11 protein-coding genes are annotated in these 19,171 nt (G+C 43.2%); 5 read left to right on the forward strand and 6 right to left on the reverse strand.

Translation table 11 applies throughout. The annotated features are described in order from the left end of the window. Positions 1 to 39: 39 nt before the first annotated feature. The 6 genes from RM553_RS05040 to RM553_RS05065 form a co-directional block, all read right to left on the reverse strand. On the reverse strand, positions 40 to 7,458 hold the full coding sequence (locus tag RM553_RS05040; RefSeq protein ID WP_311533867.1) for an MBG domain-containing protein: 7,419 nt from the start codon (positions 7,456 to 7,458) through the stop codon (positions 40 to 42). Between the two features lie 192 nt (positions 7,459 to 7,650). Further along, entirely contained in the window at positions 7,651 to 8,568 is a 918-nt protein-coding gene (locus RM553_RS05045) for a methionyl-tRNA formyltransferase (protein ID WP_311533869.1), read from the reverse strand. 187 nt (positions 8,569 to 8,755) lie between these two features. Continuing rightward, on the reverse strand, positions 8,756 to 9,349 hold the full coding sequence (locus RM553_RS05050) for a phage tail protein (RefSeq protein WP_311533870.1): 594 nt from the start codon (positions 9,347 to 9,349) through the stop codon (positions 8,756 to 8,758). A gap of 33 nt (positions 9,350 to 9,382) precedes the next feature. Next, on the reverse strand, positions 9,383 to 9,901 hold the full coding sequence (locus tag RM553_RS05055; RefSeq protein WP_311533871.1) for a hypothetical protein: 519 nt from the start codon (positions 9,899 to 9,901) through the stop codon (positions 9,383 to 9,385). Positions 9,902 to 10,029: 128 nt separating this feature from the next. Further along, complete coding sequence (locus RM553_RS05060) at positions 10,030 to 11,178, reverse strand: FAD-dependent monooxygenase (RefSeq protein ID WP_311533872.1); 1,149 nt, start codon at positions 11,176 to 11,178, stop codon at positions 10,030 to 10,032. A gap of 10 nt (positions 11,179 to 11,188) precedes the next feature. Next, a complete protein-coding gene (locus RM553_RS05065) occupies positions 11,189 to 14,380 on the reverse strand; it encodes a LodA/GoxA family CTQ-dependent oxidase (RefSeq protein WP_311533873.1) in 3,192 nt (1,063 codons plus the stop codon). A gap of 388 nt (positions 14,381 to 14,768) precedes the next feature. Here RM553_RS05065 and RM553_RS05070 point away from each other — a divergent pair, with 388 nt between their 5' ends. The 5 genes from RM553_RS05070 to RM553_RS05090 are packed head-to-tail and all read left to right on the forward strand — an operon-like array spanning position 14,769 to position 19,160. Further along, positions 14,769 to 15,059 carry a hypothetical protein gene (locus tag RM553_RS05070; protein ID WP_311533874.1) on the forward strand — a complete coding sequence of 97 codons (291 nt, stop codon included), beginning with the start codon at positions 14,769 to 14,771 and terminating at the stop codon, positions 15,057 to 15,059. After that, complete coding sequence (locus RM553_RS05075) at positions 15,059 to 15,352, forward strand: hypothetical protein (RefSeq protein ID WP_311533875.1); 294 nt, start codon at positions 15,059 to 15,061, stop codon at positions 15,350 to 15,352. The genes RM553_RS05070 and RM553_RS05075 overlap by 1 nt, the downstream gene beginning before the upstream one ends. Continuing rightward, entirely contained in the window at positions 15,330 to 17,732 is a 2,403-nt protein-coding gene (locus RM553_RS05080; RefSeq protein ID WP_311533876.1) for a TraG family conjugative transposon ATPase, read from the forward strand. Before RM553_RS05075 ends, RM553_RS05080 begins: the two co-directional genes overlap by 23 nt. A gap of 4 nt (positions 17,733 to 17,736) precedes the next feature. Then, positions 17,737 to 18,318 (forward strand): conjugal transfer protein, encoded by a 582-nt coding sequence (locus RM553_RS05085; protein WP_311533993.1) that lies wholly within the window; start codon positions 17,737 to 17,739, stop codon positions 18,316 to 18,318. Positions 18,319 to 18,335: 17 nt separating this feature from the next. Then, positions 18,336 to 19,160 (forward strand): hypothetical protein, encoded by an 825-nt coding sequence (locus RM553_RS05090; RefSeq protein WP_311533877.1) that lies wholly within the window; start codon positions 18,336 to 18,338, stop codon positions 19,158 to 19,160. Positions 19,161 to 19,171: the final 11 nt, after the last annotated feature.

Here is a 19,171-nt window from a genome sequence, read left to right on the forward strand (position 1 = left end):
AAGATTTTATTTGATGATTTAGAATGAATTCCGTTCCCGTTAGCGAACAATAAACTTCAGGGATTTGCTGCGTTTGCTGGTTTGAATGCTAAGGATGTAAACACCCACCTGAACGTTGTACGGCAACTCGATAGTGGTAATTTTCTTATTGGAACTCATCCTTTTAATAAGCGCCCCATTCAGGTTATGGATGGAAAGCTGCATGGTAGCCAGTTCTTCTTTAGGGAAATCTGCAAACAATTCTAAAGATTCTCCGGCATTTACCGGGTTTGGAGACAGCACCACGTTGTAGGAGCTTCTAAGCTGGATCACGGTAGAACACGTTTTTAACACCTCTCCGTCTTCAGTGGTCATTTCCACATAGTAATTGCTTTGGGCATCCAGCGCATCACCGGCGTTGTCACCTTCAGAAAAGTATTGCCCGGTCCCGATAAGGGCTCCGTTTTTGTACCATCTAAAGCTTTCAAACTTATATCCCCCGTTGGTTGCGGGATTGTTGTTTACCAGCAATACATTATTGAACTTCTGCACCACGATATCCTCAAAATCAAAGGTTTTTTCAACTTTGATATGGTAGGTCCTGCTGGCATTTCCATCTCCTGAAGTCACCATTATGGTTTCGTTGTAAATCCCGGGAACAGGTGTTTCGATCGTAAACATTGCTGCATGATCTGCGGAAGAACCCCTGTTTGGTTCCAGCTGGATCTGCACCTGGTCTTCATCACTGCCACAGCCAATCAGGTAATAGATATCTGTGGAAGGGTTGGAGTAGGAGGTACCGTTTATTACCACGTTATTTAACCTTGCAGTACTGTTTAGGATGTTCAGTGTCCTGGTAACAGGAGTTGCAGCTTCATAATTCTGGTTGCCCTGCTGGGTAGCGGTAATGCTGATGGTGCCTGCGGCAAGCAGCCTTACAAATCCACGCTCGCTTACCCTAGCTGCAGGATCGGTGTTTTCAGAAGTGTAAGAATACGTCACAGGCAATCCTGAAGATGAAGTAGCATTCAGAAGGAAATTATCATCCGTCTGAAGGTTCCTATTATCAAGGTCATCAAAAGAGATGCTTTGCACAGCTTTGTTGATCACAAGGTCTGCTGTAAGAACTTTATCATTATAATTCTCCTGGCTTACCGTTGCAGTCACTTTATAAGTTCCTGCATTAATCTGACCGTTGTTATCATAGGTTACGCTGGCGCCTTCAGGAAGACCATTAACGGCTAAACTGTTTGTTTGGCCATCGTAAGTAAAAGTAGCACCCTCAAGACTTACTCCTTCAATTTCTGTTGACTCAATTACCAGGCTTAGTTCTTTGGAAGCCGACAAATAATTATCGGTTTCTTCAGCTGAAACAGTTACTTCATAAGTACCTGCGTTGATATAGCCTTGTGCAGGAGCATACGTTAAGCTTGTTTCCTCATGATTCAGCTCTGCTGAAATATTTTTCACAGTACCATCATAAGTAAAGTTCTGCATAGCTTCCGCAGTGATTACGGCTTCTGCTTTTTTAATAACAAGGTCAGCAGTCAGGATTTTATCATTGTAATTTTCCTGGCTTACCGTGGCAGTCACTTTATAAGTACCTGCATTAACTTGCTCATTATCGGCATATTTTACGGTTGCTCCTTCCGGAAGATTTTCCACAAAAATGCTATGCGTTGTATTATCATAGACAAAACTGGCATCGGCAAAAGTCACTCCTTCAATTTCCGCATTTTCGATTTTCAGCGAAACGTCTTTGGAAGCTGACAGATAATTGTCAGTTTCTTCAGCTGAAACAGTTATTTCATAAGTACCTGCGTTGATATAGCTTTGTGCAGGAGCATACGTTAAGCTTGTTTCCTCATGATTCAGCTCTGCTGAAATATTTTTCACAGTACCATCATAAGTAAAGTTCTGCATAGCTTCCGCAGTGATTACGGCTTCTGCTTTTTTAATAACAAGGTCAGCAGTCAGTATCTCATCATTGTAATTCTCCTGGCTAACCGTTGCGGTCACTTTATAAGTCCCCGCATTGATCTGCCCGTTATTGTCATATTTTACTTTAGCACCTTCAGGAAGTTCGGTTACCATCAGACTGTGAACTTCTCCATTATAAATAAAAGTTTCACTTTCAAAAACAACTCCTTCAATTTCGGCATTTTTGATTTCCAAAGAGACATTTTTGGAAGCCGACAAATAGTTATCAGTTTCTTCCGCGGAAATTTTTACAGGATATGTACCGGCTGCGGTGTAACCTTGCTGCGGGCTGTAACTTAAGTCAGTTTCTGTATGATTCAGTTTAGCCGAAACATTTTTAACCGTTCCGTCATAAGTAAAGGTCTGAACAGCATCGGCAGTGATTACCGCTTCGGCTTTTTTGATGACAAGCTCTGCAGTCAGCACTTCATCATTATAGTTTTCCTGGCTTACCGTTGCAGTCACTGTATAAGTTCCTGCGTTAACTTGACCATTGTTGTCATACTTTACAGCAGCACCTTCAGGAAGGTTTTTCACAAAAATGCTATGCACTGTCCCGTCATAGATGAAACTGTCGTCTGCAAAAGTTACTCCTTCAATTTCGGCATTTTCGATTTCCAGCGAAACATTTTTGGAAGTCGATAAGTAGTTATCGGTTTCTTCCGCGGAAATTGTTACAGGATATGTACCGGCTGCAGTATATCCCTGCTGCGGACTGAAAGTCAGCTGCGCCTCCTCATGATTTAGTATAGCCGAAACATTTTTAACCGTTCCATCATAGGTGAAAGTCTGGGTAGCATCTGCAGTAATTACCGCTTCGGCTTTTTTGATGACAAGATTTGCAGTCAATACTTGATCATTATAGTTTTCCTGGCTGATCGTTGCAGTTACTTTATAAGTCCCCGCATTGATCTGGCCGTTGTTTTCATACTTTACGGTTGCACCTTCAGGAAGGTTTTTCACAAAAATGCTGTGCGCTGTTCCATCATAAACAAAACTGTAATCTGCAAAAGTTACTCCTTCAATTTCGGCATTTTTGATTTCCAAGGAGACATTTTTGGAAGCCGACAAATAGTTATTGGTCTCTTTAGCGGAAATTGTTACAGGATACGTTCCTGCGCTGGTAAATCCTTGTGCCGGAGCATAAGTCAATGCAGTTTCCTCATGATTGAGACTGGCCGTCACATTCTTTGTAGAGCCGTCATAAGTAAAAGCCTGAACAGCTTCGGCAGTGATTATCGCTTCGGCTTTTTTGATGACCAAATTGGCAGAAAGTTCCAGATCGTTATAATTTTCCCGGCTGACTGTTGCAGTTACTTTATAAGTTCCTGCATTGATTTGCCCGTTAGTGTCATACGTTACAGAAGCCCCTTCAGGAAGATTTTCCAAGAAAATGCTGTGCGCTGATCCGTCATAAACAAAACTGTCATCTTCAAAAACAACTCCTTCAATTGCGGCATTTTTGATTTCCAAGGAGACATTTTTGGAAGCTGACAAATAATTATTGGTTTCTTCCGCGGAAATTGTTACAGGATAAGTTCCTGCATTTGTAAATCCTTGTGCCGGAGTATAGGTGAGGGCAGTTTCCTCATGGTTCAGCTTAGCTGAAATATTTTTAACCGTTCCATCATAAGTAAATGTCTGCACGGCTTCTGCAGTAATTATCGCTTCGGCTTTTTTGATAATAAGATCTGCGTGAAGTTCCAAGTCATTATAGTTTTTCCTGCTTACTGTCGCAGTCACTTTATAAGTACCGGCATTGATCTGGCCATTATTGTCATACTTCACTTTAGCACCTTCAGGAAGGTTTTTCACAAAAATACTGTGGGTGGTGCCGTCATAGACAAAACTCTCATCTGCAAAAGTTACTCCTTCAATTTCGGCTTTTTCGATCACCAGCGAAACATCTTTGGAAGCCGACAAATAGTTATCGGTTTCTTCCGCGGAAATGGTTACAGGATACGCTCCTGCTGCGGTATATCCTTGTGCCGGAGCATAAGTCAATGCAGTTTCCTCATGATTGAGACTGGCCGTCACATTCTTTGTGGAGCCGTCATAAGTAAAAGTCTGAACAGCTTCGGTAGTGATTATCGCTTCGGCTTTTTTGATGACCAAATTGGCAGAAAGCTCCAGGTCATTATAATTCTCCTGGCTTACGGTTGCTGTTACTTTATAAGTTCCCGCATTGATTTGCCCGTTATTGTCATACTTTACAGAAGCACCTTCAGGAAGGTTTTCCAAGAAAATGCTATGCGTTTTCCCGTCATAAACAAAACTATCGTCTTCAAAGACAACTCCTTCAATCTCGGCATTTTCGATCACCAGCGAAACATTTTTGGAAGCCGATAAATAGTTATCAGTTTCTTCCGCGGAAATTGTTACTGGATAAGTTCCTGCTGCGGTGTAACCTTGCTGAGGACTAAAGCTTAAGTCGGTTTCTGAATGATTCAGCTCGGCTGAAACATTTTTAACCATTCCGTCATAAGTAAAGGTCTGAACAGCATCGGCAGTGATTACGGCTTCGGCCTTTTTGATCACAAGATTTGAAATCAATACTTTATCATAGTAATTTTTACGGCTAACGGTGGCAGTTACTTTATAAGCTCCCGCGTTGATCTGGCCGTTATTGTCATATTTTACAGAAGCGCCTTCAGGAAGGTTTTCCACAAAAATACTGTGCGCTGTCCCGTCATAGATGAAAGTGTCATCTTCAAAAACAACTCCTTCAATCTTGGCATTTTCGATTTCCAGGGAAACATTTTTGGAAGCCGATAAATAGTTATCGGTTTCTTCCGCGGAAATTATTACAGAATAAGTTCCGGCTGCAGTATAACCTTGCTGCGGGCTATAAGTCAATTCAGTCTCTGAATGGTTCAGCTCGGCTGAAACATTTTTAACAGAACCATCATAAGTAAAGTTTTGAACGGCTTCGGCAGTGATTATGGCTTCGGCCTTTTTGATCACAATGTTCGCAATCAATACTTTATCATACTGATTTTCACGGCTTACCGTTGCAGTCACTTTATAATCTCCTGCATTGATCTGGCCGTTATTGTCATATTTTACAGAAGCACCTTCAGGAAGATTTTTGACAAAAATGCTATGCGTTGTCCCATCATAAACAAAACTGTCATCGGTAAAAGTCACTCCTTCAATCTCGGCATTTTCGATTTCCAAAGAGACATTTTTGGAAGCTGATAGATAGTTATCGGTTTCTTCCGCAGAAATTGTTACTGGGTAATTCCCGGCTGCGGTATATCCCTGTTGGGGGCTATAAGTCAATTCAGCCTCAGAATGATTCAGTTTAGCAGACACATTTTTCACTGTTCCATCATAAGTGAATGTCTGTACAGCATCGGCAGTGATTACCGCTTCGGCTTTTTTGATGGTAAGCGTGGCTGTTAAAGTTCTGTCCCCACAGCTGGTATGGGCTGAAGATACCGTTGCGGTAATTTTATAGCTGCCAGCATTGGTATGGGTATTTTCAACATCATAATCAACCGTGGCTCCTTCAGGCAATCCGACTACCGAAAGCGTGTGCGCATTGCCATCATATACCACTTCATCATTAGAAAAAGTTACCTCTTCAATATCGTTCTTATTGATGGTTATCTCAAAACTGTTCTCATCTGAACAGCCATTTTCATTTTCACCGTAAACATATATAGTTTGAGAACTTGTAATTATAGCTTCGGCGGAAAGCGCTGTTCCTTCCCCATCTGGCTGGGTATAATAATTTCCTTCAGTTAGTTCCGGAAGGCTGTAGCTACCGCAGGCCACCACATTATCAGGGGCGTCAACTACATAAACAGCAGGCTCGGTGATGGTAAAAGTTTGCTTTGCTTCGCAGCCATTAGCATCTGTAATGGTAACGGTATAATTACCGGCCGATAATCCGGTGGCCGTGGCTTCATTTCCACCTGATGGTGCCCATGAATAACTATAACCTTTGGTTCCGCCTGTGACGGAAACCGTAGCACTTCCGTCAGCACCTCCGTTACAGGAAATGTTTGTTTGTGCCGCTGCCGTAGCACTAAGAGCAGCAGGTTGGGTAATGGTAATATTTGCCGTATCGGTACAACCGCTGGCATCGGTTACTGTTACGGTATAGGTGCCTGCTGGCAGAGGAGCTTTCTCAGGAGAATATTTTTCTTCTACAGGATCGTAAGTAGTGTAATGCCCAATGGTAGCAGTATTTTGCTCATTGGACCAGGAATAAGTATAAGGCGGATTTCCACCTGTTGCAGTGGCCGTTGCACCACCGTCAATACCCCCGTTACAGCTAACATTGCGGTCAACCGCCGCAGAGGCTGTTAACAGGCTGGAAGGCTCTGTAATTGTAGCACTGGCGGTTGCCGTACAGCCAAAGCCATCAGTAATGGTAACTTTATAAGTACCTGCTTTAAGGCCGGTCACGGTATTACTTGATGAACTGGTGCCTAGCGTACTTGATTCTAAGGAAGAATCTTTTTCATTTATCCAAATATAACTGTAGTTAGCTCCTCCTCCAGTGGCCGTCACGGTAAGCGAACCTGTTGCACTTCCATTACAGGAAACATTAGTTTGCGAACTGATGGTAGCTTTGAGTTCGCATACCTGCTGTACCTTAACATTTACTGTGATTTCATCTGAAGCTGTTCCGTCTTCAATTTTTACTTTGAAACTATCGCCCCCATAAAAACCAGCAGTGGGTTTATAAGTTAAACCGGAAGGAGTAACCGAAGTACCGTTACTGGTAGTGCTAGTCGGGAAACCGTCAAGGCTTCCGTAGGAAGGACCACTGCTAACGCTCCAGGATAAATTATCGCCAGTATCACTATCTGTAACGGCTAAAAGGTCGTTAATTGTCGTGCTTCCGGAATTTTCATCTACAGTTAAATCTGTTGAGGCGCCTTTATTAAAAGAGGGCGGGTTGTTTACTGTGGCGCTAACACTGGTATATGTTAAGGATTCCAGAGCCGTTGATGCACTATTCTCAGGGTGGGAAGGAAAAGTGATCCTGAATTCATCAATATTTTTAAAGTCCGGATTGGTCGTAAAATCTATCGTAAAGGAGGAATTCATTGTAAAAGATGATACAATTTTAGTAGCACCTGGTACAATGGCATTGTCTTTATAGCCAGTGAAAGTAGCCTCGTTTGGAGAATCAAACTGGAAAAACATGGTTATTTTATCCAGGGAAAATTCACTGCCGTCTGTCCTTGCAAAACTATGATAGGAATGGGATGCACTCATTGTCATCACTATATTCCCATTAAACCTGTTTATAAGTCCGCTTCCGGCACCAACTGTACTTAATGTATAGGACTGATTGTCAGAAAGAATTATACTTCCGGTTCGGGGGGATGTGCCGAATGAAGCAATGGATTGAAAATCACCGTTAAAGTCTAAGGTGGTTTGGGCTTTCCCATGCTGGCTGTATAGCAGCAGAATTGTTAGGGGTAAGAAAAGTTGAAGTATTAACTTTTTAAAATGAAATGAAAGTAATTTGTGCTCCATATTTTAGGATTTAAATAGAAGGGTTCTAATAGATTTTTATATCAACACGATTTAACCGGATTTGGCTCCGAACAATTTCAGGTAATTTGTCGTCTTTAAATGTGTTTCAACTGTAGGGAGGTGAAAATCAGGGCAAATATTGTAAGAAAAATTGTAAATAAAAAGTTAAAATAAAAAAGAAGGTTTTATCACTTAACTAAATATTTCTCCTTTCTTACAACCCATAATAGCAAGTTTGGCACTGCTGAATATGCCCTCCTTCGTTTTTAAGACGTTTATTTTTATAACCTTGAAATCTCTGCATAAAACAAAAATTCCATGGGTGGGATCTGAAAAAATTATAGTTCCGGGGCGGGAAACTGGAGGAGTTCCTAAATCGGCAGGACTTACTTCAATTATCTGAACCGGCATATTTCTGAACATAGCCATGGCTCCGCAGTATTTCGGATTGCAGGCGTTGACTAAATTTTCTATTTCATCCGCACACTGTATTTCCCAGTTTATCGTTCTCTGCTTCCTGCTAGGACGGGAAAAATAGCTTCCGGAAATGTTCTTTGCCGTAATCTCCCTGTTACTTTCTAAGCGGGATAAAAAAGTGGTAAATATCTCTGCCGTTTTATATGACAGCCTTGATTGAAGAAGCCCGTAATTTTCACCCGGTAAAATATCAATTTCTTCATTATAAATAATACTTCCCTCATCCGGTATGTCGGTGAGCCGGTGAAAAGTGATTCCTATTTTCTTCTCGCCGGATTTTAAATGCCAGTATACTGGGTCGCTCCCTCTGAAGTAGGGTAGGCTGCTGAAATGTACATTGACAGCATTCTCACACAATGAAAATAGTTTTTCCGGAAGTATCCAGGGGAAAGTGTAGCCGAGCATCAAATCACTTTTCTCTACCCATTGATATAGTAGATTTTTTTCTTGATTCAACTCATCTTTTCTTATCTCAAGTAAAGGTATATTGTGTTCTTCAGCAGTTTGCATTAGACCATCCAATTCCTGATGGTAATCTTGTGGTGTGATAAGTTGGATTTCATCTCCTTTATCAACTAATTTTTTCAATAATGGAATGACAATTAAGCTATTACAAAACAAAGTTGTTTTCATTCTTCAAAAATTGATAACCTGGCATAAATAAACCGGCCCGAATAAAAGCACCTATTATTAGGCTCCTTTCAATCCGGGCCGGGTTAAGAATTTTGCTGCCTTCTTATCCTTTTTACTGGTATATGATTTCTACCAGGGTTAGGATATGTAAGGACCGAAGACATGTATTTATTTTGCAGAGCTATCTTTAGCTTCTTTGTGGAAATATGCCTTGCAAACATATAATATATGAAACACAGGTCCAGGGTTGCATGTTGTTGTGGGATGTACTGCCTCCGGCCATTCCCATCTGGCTTGTTATAGGATTGAATTGCAGATCACTGAATTCTACCGCATCGTCTGCAAAAGTTCCGTCAGTACTAGCTGAATAAATTGGTCCGGATATACTACCGCCGGGATATTTTCCTTGCGGAGCTTGAGCATCATTGCCGCTTCCTACTTTTACGGATGCCTGAACGGAATTAACCGTGGGATTTGAAATGCTAAGCTGGTGGTTATGCTGTGGCATTTCTGAGGCAATTAATGTGTGGTATTCTTCGCCGGATCTTTGACCGTTGCGCCTGTCAGTAAGTCCTGGTCCGTACCCGCTTCCTATCGCCACTCTTCCTCTTAAATCCGGAAGCCCGAAAGTTGTTCGTCCATCTCCCCCATATTTTGTCCCGAGTAAGGAAAAAAGAGCCGTGTAATCGTTTATTGGTAGTAATTGTCCATAACATAATGCCCAGTTCCTGGGAGCCCATTCCGGACCGAATAGCCTGATTTCACCGATAGTGCCTTCCATAATTTGATAGTTTAAGGTTTAAAATTTGGGTTTTTAATTTTTGCGTAACCAACTTATTACCGTCGGAGACGTTTTATTTTTTTTATTTTCATCGTATTCTATGAGCCCCAGCCATTTTAAAACAGGCGATCCAATATAATTCCCGTTTTGAAAGTTTTCAATGAGCCAGTTTGCATCTCCCTTGTACCCTTTTTCATGAAAAACCACCTCTGGAGGTAATTTTAGATGTGAACAGGCGAGAAAACTCCATAGAATGGCACCAATTTCAAAGTCTGCAGCAGTTTTATGATCAATTTTCCCGTATATCTTATTTCTGACGCATGGTGCCAAACAGGCCATATGTCCCGCTTCATGTAATAGATCTCCCGGGTGTTCCAATTTCTCAGGGTCATAATATAAAACTCCTTTTTCCACATGTATTCCTGGTAGAAACGTTTTATTGCTTATGCTGGTTTTAACTGTTTGCAATCCTATTTCTTCAAGAAAGCTGATAATGATAATAGTGGTTGCTATCTCAGTACTACGGTCCGAACTTTTATCAATTACTTTCATGAGAACTTTGAATCCTGATCATTTTTTTAAAGCAGCGGGACTGCTTAGAAGTTTCAAATATCACTTTTAAGAAAATTTTAAGAGTAAGGCTGAACCGTAATTCTTTTATGGTTTACTTTAAATAGCTTCTATTCTTGTAGTGACCGGGAAATTCTTCTTTTCCAAAAAGGCGCATGAATCCATCTTTTTTCCTGCCTGTAGTAGTGTTCTTTATGATATAAATAGCGATTCCATACCTGGTTTATACTGTTGATGTACATTTCCCGGAATTTATTATCTAAATTCTGGTCAGAAGAAAATTCTATAAGCTTTGTTCCCAGGAAAAGGTTCCTCAATTGCATTGCATTGGCCATAGCATTAAACATACCCTGTGAGGAAAGCGGGTCAAAACTTATCGCGGAATCCCCGATGGCTACCCAACGCTCACCTGTAAATTGCTGAAGATAACCTGAATTTGCTGCAACTGTTCCTTTATAAACAAAGCCTTTATATTCAGAATAATCTACGGAAGATGAAATCTCGGGGCAATTCTTCATTAAATCTAAAAACAACTGCGGGTCTCTAGTAGCTCTTTTTTTTAAAAGGTCGCGATCCGTATGAAAAGCTGCCAGCCTTCTGTTGTTGGAGAGGGGAGAGCTGTACCACCACCCGTATTCACAGGGACTAACGGTATTTATATTATTTAACCTGTTTCCCGGAAATATAGACCAACACGATATCAGTTTATCGACAGATATTCTCGGGATACCTAACTTTCCCGCGAAAACAGAGGCCCTGCCTGTGGCATCGATTACAAATCCGGCTTCCAGAGTTTCTGTTTTTTCCTTGCTATCTTTTAGGTTGTCGCCAATTGTTAGCTTCCAGCCTTCTTTTACTTTCTCTACATGCAATAATTTTTTAGGCCATAAACATTTTACACCTCTGCTATTAACTTCGGATCTCAACGAGGATTCAAATTTTACCCTGTCTAGAAACCATCCTGAGCCGTCCGGATTAATTAAAGAATCGCTGAAATATATTTTTTCCGATCCCCAGGTGGACTGCGTACCTGTATGATTGATATGAGAAGAGATGCTATGCCCCTTCTCGTTCTGTACCAGGTGTAAAATTTCCAGTTCCGATAGAATCCTTTTAGTGGCGGCGGGTAAGCATTCTCCGATTTTTTCACCGGGTTTTTCCAGTTTGTCAATAAGAATAACCTCGTAATAAGGAGCAAGTGCAATGGCTGCAGTGCAACCGGCCACACCTGCTCCGATAATAGCAATCTGCGTCTTCATTTAAATCGGTTTATTCTGGTAAAAACCGGTGGAATCGGCCTAGTTTTGAAGGTATGCCTGTATTTATGTTCTCATTCTTTTCATGATCGGGATGTAAAGGTTTCTGATCCCCGGATTTCACCTTTTTTGAGAGTAATCCCAGCAACCTTATCAGATCTTCCTTATGGTGGCTTTCGATGTTTTCATCACCTATTAATGTTGCCAGGTGCTGATGGGTGATTTCCTGGTCATGGGCTGCGGTAAACATACTTTCGCTACTCAATTTATTTTGAACATGTTCAAGGGATTTCTTATGCTCCGGGTTTAAGGTTTTTTGGTGTAGTAGTTCAATTTGTTTCCCTGCGTTGCGAATAATAGTTTCTTCCTGTTCCTTAGCTAAGCTTATTCCTACCTGCATTCTATAAGGAAAATCTTCACTATGATCTACCCCTTTTCGGGCCTGGATAACAGCCAGATTATCGAAATGTTTTATCATGCTGTTAATCTGATTGGTGTAAGTTGGAGGGTTGCCGTTCAGTGGTAGATCATCAAGCCAATCCCTCCGGTAAGCGAAAGCCTGTTTACGGGTTTCTTCGGAAAGCTCATCGTTCAAAACTTCATTGTAACGATCTTCTGAGAGGATATTATTAGGAACCCTGGCCGGCCAGAAGGTAGGAACATACGGATCATAGGAGGCCGTATAGCCGTCCCTGCAACTGGCAGTATCGGTTTGCCAGGGAATGGCCATCCATCTGGTAATGCCTCTGGCTACCTGTCCTCCGAGAAGGGGCCCTTTAGCCAGTGTGATCACGTCGGTATTCATTTCAGCCCCGTAATACCATGAATTCATCGGTTCTGTTTTTGTAGCATGTTTCAGCCGGAAAGGTGCCATGTACATACCGGCAGTACGCATCGGCCAGGTCATTTCACAACCGGGATGAAAGGCATCGGCCAGGCAAAAATCCATCGCCGCCTTGGTAAGCATATCCGGTTGATCTTTTAAGGGAAGCTCATCTATGGTTTTTGAGTTACTGGAAAAGGGACATTTGCCTTTTTTTCCGAAATCAGCATCAAAATCACCCTCCGCCCATTGTTCCAGGAAGGACAATTGCAAGTCCGAAAGGGTGCAATGCTGGCGAACCGAGCCAGTAGGAGGAATGCTGATTGCATCTCCGTACAGCCATGGCCATAATTGTGGGGCCTGCGCGCCGGGAACATCATAGCGCCTGAAATTATTGGAAATACTTCTTCTTAATTCGAGAAAAGCGGGCGAAGGATCATTGAGCTTATTAATCCATTCCCTGGAGGTGTAATTGAATTGACCACCAAAGCCGAAAGCAGCCGCAAAGCCTGCGTTCACCCACTGCAGGTCCGTCATTCGTTCGAATATTGGGAGAATATCTTCGGTAAAGGATGGCCTTGCCGGCCTTACCAGCATATTGCTTTTAACGGCGACATCCCGCATTAAATCCCACATCGTACGGACGGATTTTTGCATCGGGGCATAATCGGGTGGAGCACAAATTACCCAGGCCGGATCTGTTTTTAAAGTCACCCCTTCGTATTCTACTTCGGCAGTTACAGGGCCGTCCGATATATCATCATACCAGCCTTCATTATTTGCAAAAGTAACTGCCATATCCCCGGATATATTTTCCGATTTCCCATGACCGCCAAGCATCAGCAGTCTTCCTTTCTGATCGGTTCTCATTTCCCCCAGGTAAACTTCTTTATTTTTGAAGTGCCCTGTGAACTTTGGTCCGTTTTCTATCCCTGTGCCCGAAATACTTTGGTGTTTTCCATCTATTAATAGGGGTTTCCTGTCTTTTTCGTCGATGTTTCTTAGCAGGGATGCGGGAGCATTTTTGGCTTCAGGAATATCAAGGGCCAGTTGGAACTGGTACCAGGAAGATTTCTGGTTGGCCAGGTGGGCGTGCCAGGTGATATTGGCATTTTCCGGGCTGAGCTCTTTAACCGCTTTTCCTGCAGCGTTTAAGCCGTAAACCCGGAACTGGGCCGCCTGTCTTTTTAATGCCCCGGAAGCGTCACGATAGGCGTAAGGATCTTCTTTAACCACAGGCTGGTCTGTCAAAGGCCCGATGAAATATTCCTCTCTACTGTTCCCAACCCGCATGACCCCTATCGGAGGATAGATAGCGGCTTTAACTATACATTCGCTACTATCATCTTCATCATCGGAAAACACGGGTTCTATTTCTCTAGGCTCCTGCTGCTGTTGTCCGTTAGCCTGGTGCCGGGCTTTAGCGCTGGCTGCATAAACTGTTTTTCGCGTTTTTGCAATACTTCCCAAGGGTTCATGCGCAGGTAAAGTTCTCCAGATATTGAAAGCCAGGTTAGATCCGAATTCTTCCTGCCCGATGGCAAGTATGTCCTGTTTGGGAAATACCAGCCGGGCTATCGGTATATACGGGCTTTGATCCGTATCCCATACTTTCTGCGCATCATCTAACGGCATTTCTGAAGGGACACTGCGCAGCTGTATTTCAAAACGAAAGGATGCAGGTTGTGTTCTTAACCGCCTCTGTAAATCCCGGGCAAGGTAGTTTTTGTCATTTGCCGGAGCTCCCATATCTGTGACTTCGGGAACCAGCCTGTACTTAACAATGTTCTTATCTCCCAGTTTAAATGGTAAAATAGCCCAGTAGCCTGCAGTGAGACAACTGGCTTCTTCTTTCATCATTGCTTTTAAAATACCTGCGAGTTCCGGGTGTTCATTAATGTAGGTGTCGTAATCCCTGTCAATTACACCTGCCGTAGTAAAACTGCACATTTGCCTTGCATCTTTGGCGAAAAACCTGTCGATATTCTGGAAAATAAAATCAGCAGTTTCACCTTCTCCAATCAGCTTCGGGCCGTGAACTCCGAAAAGTTTAAGACCAAGGCCTAGTGTAGAATGTAAATCAGGTGCCTGAGGATCCGTGTCACTGGAGAATCTTGCTACGCATTCATATTCTTCTCCGGCAAATATGCCTTCGGCAAATTCAGGATTCAAATCCTTGTCGATAATAAAATGTCCATATGCTATCCCGTGTTGTTTGCGAAACACGGAGCGTTGAGCGGGTTTCTGGCCCCTTTCAATTCGGGATTTTTGTCCCATATCCACAAACATTTCTTTAAGTCTTTGTGTTATGGCGGAAATTTCTTCATTGCTTTCCCAACATTTTACATTGTTGGCAGTAGGTTTTTTACCGGACTTGTCCATAGTAGATTTGATTTAGGTTTGAATAAAATAATGATGAACATGGGTCATCATTATTCTGATGAGTAGGGATTTTAAATGTAAAAATTGGAGAGCAATAGTAAAGGCTGTAAAACCGTACTTTTCGTAAGGTTTTACAGCCTTCTTGATGTGTGTCTATTCTCCTTCTTATTAAACTTGGTCGTTTAGCTCTTCTTAAACGGGATTGGTTTTTTAAGTTATCAACAGCCATTGAATTTGGTTGCATAGTATTTATATGACTTTGTAGTGTCTTAAATGCAAATGATACCAGGTAAAATATTATTCACAACTTTTTGATTTACAGATAAGTAACTGTCTTCTTTTCTAATTTTGGATCAGATAATCAGCAGTTTAACTTAAATCTAAAGTGATGAAAAGAATCAACTATTTTAGTTTGGCAGGTGCCTTCCTAATGACTGCACCTGCATTTGCCCAAATCGGTGGTATTGAAACTTCCGTCGAGGAGATCTCCGATACCATCCGTGCCATCTTCCCTGTTCTCCTGGGAGTAATTTTCCTGGTAGGCTTCCTGTTTAATGCCGGGCATTTTTTTGGGGAGAATACCGACCTCAAAAAAGGAATTAGCCGGGTCCTGGTGTTTGTCCTGATTACCGGTGCCGTGGTGGGTATTTTTTCCTATCTCGTAACCATGGCAGTCTGATGAAACGTTATACCGCCTACAGGGATATCAGGAAAGAAGCGCTCATCATGGGACTGCCCTTATTGCTCTTTGCCGTGCAGATTGCCGTTGTGGTGCTTTCCCTTTTGATCGCCATTTTTGCTTTCGATTTCCTGGTGATCCTTGGCCTGATTTCAATGAACGCCGGGCTTTACTTTAGCCTGCTTCATTATACCCGTTTAACCTGCAAAGTGATTTTTATAAGGGTTTATCCCCGGCTGATCAGTAATAAACCTGTTAATCCATATTCCGATGATAATGATGAACCTGTATAAGAAGCCGCCGCTGGCCGCTGTTTCAGATAACCTGGTTTTTGCCTCCAATGGAAATATAATCCTGGCCTACGCCGTGGAATTGCCTGAAGTGTATTCACTCTCGGAAAAAGATTTTGAATCGCTACACGGCACCTGGTTCCAGGCCCTTAAAAGCCTTCCTTCCCGTTGTATAGTACATAAACAGGATGTTTACCGGAAGCAGGGTTACAAGGCAGGCCAATTGCCGGGAAATTCTTTCCTGGAAAAAGCCACCCGCAAGCATTTTGAAGACCGGGAATTCCTGGAGCACCGGTGCTACCTTTTCTTTTGCTGGCCCGGGAACAAAAGTTTTAACCATGCAAAATTCGTAAACCCTTTTAAGGCAGTAAGTAAAAACCTGGTTACGAGCGGGGATGAAGCGCTGGAGCGTTTCCGGACGGCCGTAGAAGATGTGGTGCATTTTCTTAATCAGGGTCAGAAGCTCAGGCTTATTCCTTTTAAAGAGGAGGAGGTGATATCCTTCGCCCATGATTATTTTAACGGGTTTAATGAGGGTGTGGATACCGATATCCTGCTGGGGGATCAGCATATCCAAATAGGAGATTACTACCTGGATCTCATGGCCGTGCAGCATGAGACAGCCTTTGGAGACCAGTTGCAAACCAGCCGCCCGGCAGGCAGGTTTACTTCAGATGAGTTTAATTTTCACCAGGGGTTTATCGATGGGTTCGGGCTGGAACTTTATGAAAACCATATCGTCAACCAGCTGCTTATCCTGGACGATACGAATCTTTGGCGCAGGCAGTTGGAGAAAAGAATGGAAGCCCTGAAGAAAAGCGCCAGCTTCGGGACTCAGAACCTGGTGGTGCTGGAGAAGATTAATTCTGTCTTGCATAGCATCAGTCATGATGAGCAGGCCCGGATCATCCGCGGGCAATTCAGTATTCTTTACTGGCACCGGGACAGCGGTCGGTTAAAGGATATTGCCGCAACCATAAAAGCAGTTTTTAAACAACTCGACATCCGGCCATATGCGCCGGTAGCGGAATCACGAAAGCAATATTTTTTAAATAGCTTCTTCGCCTTTACCTCTAATTTTTCCAATGATGACCTGTATGTAACCGATCTGAAACACGCTTTATGTCTTTGGCTAAATAGCGGGAATTACAGATCGGATAAGGAGGGGGTGATCTTTAATGACCGTCAGTACAATATCCCGGTAATAAAGGATGTGTGGGACGAGAAAAAGAGAAGGATCAAGGCACGGAATTTTGCCATCTTCGCGCCTACCGGGGAGGGCAAATCATTCCTGGCCAATAACATCCTGCGCCAGTATTTTGAACAGGGGGTTCGCCTGGTGATTATTGACCTGGGAGGCTCTTACGCGAAATTCGCCAAACTCTACCCGGAAGAACACCTGGTATTGCGCTACCAGCCGGGGAAATCCCTGGGAATTAACTTTTTTTACCTGCCGGAGCCATGTTGTCCTACCCCGGAACACCTGGAAGAGCTGGCGGTATTTATACTGGAGTTGTTATCCTCCGGTGGGGCTGCCAGGGAAGAGACCGTGGCCCTGAAAAAGCTCCTGCAGGCTTATTACGATTCGATAGCTGCCCCGCATCACCTGGAAGGTTTTTACCGCTTTATAGAGCGCGAACAGGAAGATCTTCTGCAACGCCTTGGAATCCATACCGGCTATTTTGAGCTTTCCCGTTTTCTGCATATCATCTCGGAATACGTGGGCAACGGCCTGTACAGCTATTTGTTCCGGGAGCAGCAGGGACAGTCATACCGCCTGGAGGAAAAGCGCCTGATCATTTTTGAACTTGATGAAATACGGGATAATAAAGAGATTCTTTCAATTATGCTGAAACTCATCAAAACAGCAATTCAAAGATCTATCTGGAGCAACCGCAGCGAAAGAGGCATCATCCTCTTTGATGAGTTTGCCAAGCAGTTAAAGTTCGCTAATGTGCTGGAGAGTGTGGAATTTTATTACCAGGCTATCCGGAAACAAAACGGGGCTATAGGGATCATCCTGCAGTCGATCAACCAGTTGCCGGTGGGAAGTACCGCTTCCAGTATTCTTGAGAATACCCAGGTGATCTACAGCCTGCGCAATGAGAAAGGCTATGAAGACCTGGTAGCCCGGCTGAAACTTTCTTCCCATGACCTGAACCAGTTAAAGTCGATTACAAATAACCTTACCGGTTCCCGGAAGTATACGGAAGTCTTTATAAAGATAGGCAAGGAGAGCAATATTTTCCGGTTGGAAGTGCCGCCGGAGGCCTATGCCGCATACCTGACTGACGGCGCTGAAAACGGGGCTATAATGGCTTTGTACGCCAAGACCGGAAATATGGAACGTGCCATAAATGAGTATTTATCCGCTAAAACTTAATATGATGAAAAACAAAACTAAAATGCTTTGCCTTGCTTTGGCAATGGTTTTACTACTTCCTGCAGGCGCCGCCTGCCAGGGAATGCCGGTATATGATAATACCAATTTTATCAGCCTGGCCAAGCAACTGATCGAATCGGCAAAACAGACCGCGCAGCTGCTAAAGACCGTGGAATTCCTGAAGAAGCAAAAGGAAAATATAGAAAAAGTAAACGCGGTGGTACGCCAGCTAAAAGCAGTGCGGGAGCTTACCCGTGCCCACCAGCGGCTTTATGAAAGGGTGCAAAATGATGCAAGGGATATCCTGAATTCTCCTTATGTCCACCCGGAGGAAATCAGCCGGATCTCCGAATCCTTTGATGCCATAATCGAATTATCCCTTCGCGACCTGGAGTTTATCGACCAGGTGCTCTCCAGTGATTTTTTGAAAATGACCGATGCGGACCGCACACAAATCCTTAATGAAAAAGAAAAGAAATCCCGGGAGCTGCTGCTGCAGGTGGATAGCCAACTTAGACGCTACCGTGATATCATCGATTTTCGCCAGCTGCAGGAGCAATTAAACTCCCGCCGGGGCGGTATCTAACTTTTAAAAAATTTGCAATGGAACTCGGGCTGGAATATGTAAATACGGTATTTGAGACGGTAAAGACCAATGTCTTTATGGAATATACCATGATTGGAATGAAAAGTCTTGCCGTGGTGCTGTTCCTGGTCAACATCCTTAAAAAATACCAGGAAGGTATGGTCGACCAGGACGGGATTACATGGGGATTGCGCCCGGTGGACCTGGTACGCAATTTAAGCGTGGTACTGCTGGTACTCTGCGCCCCTGAAATCCTTGGCATGCTGGATGGATTACTGGTCAGTATTGAATCCGGGTTTATGGAAACAGCCCCGGCACTGGTGCCCCTGCGGCTGCAGGAGCTTGAGATTGCCGAGGATCCCGGTGCTTTTGATGTGATGACCAAAGCCATGACCGCACTTTATGAAGCGCTTTTTACGCCACTGTATTCGGTAAAAGTGCTGTCGTTTATCGTAGGGGTATTCCTGTGGATCCTGGATTTGTTTATCTACCCGCTTTTTCTTGCGGAACGTTTCTTTATCCTGGGCATCATGCAGGTGTTTTTCCCGCTGATCATCAGCCTCTCGGTTTTTGAAAGATTCCGTTCCATGGCTTATTCTTTTTTTCGCTTATATATAGCGGTTTACATGCTGGTGCCGGCCTTTTTCCTGGTCAATGTGTTTATTAACGAACTCTACCGGGAGATCAATAGCGGGTTCTGGGAAAGCCTCCTTGGCAGTCCTTCCCAAAACCAGGTCATCATCAACCTTATAGAAGCGGGATCTATAGCTTTTATAGTGCTTCTAAAGTTTAAACTCTATAAACGGGCTACCTCGTTTACCCTGCGACTGTTTACTTCCTAACCATAAATCCT

It is taken from the genome of Autumnicola tepida (assembly GCF_031846485.1).
Lineage (GTDB): Bacteria > Bacteroidota > Bacteroidia > Flavobacteriales > Flavobacteriaceae > Autumnicola > Autumnicola tepida.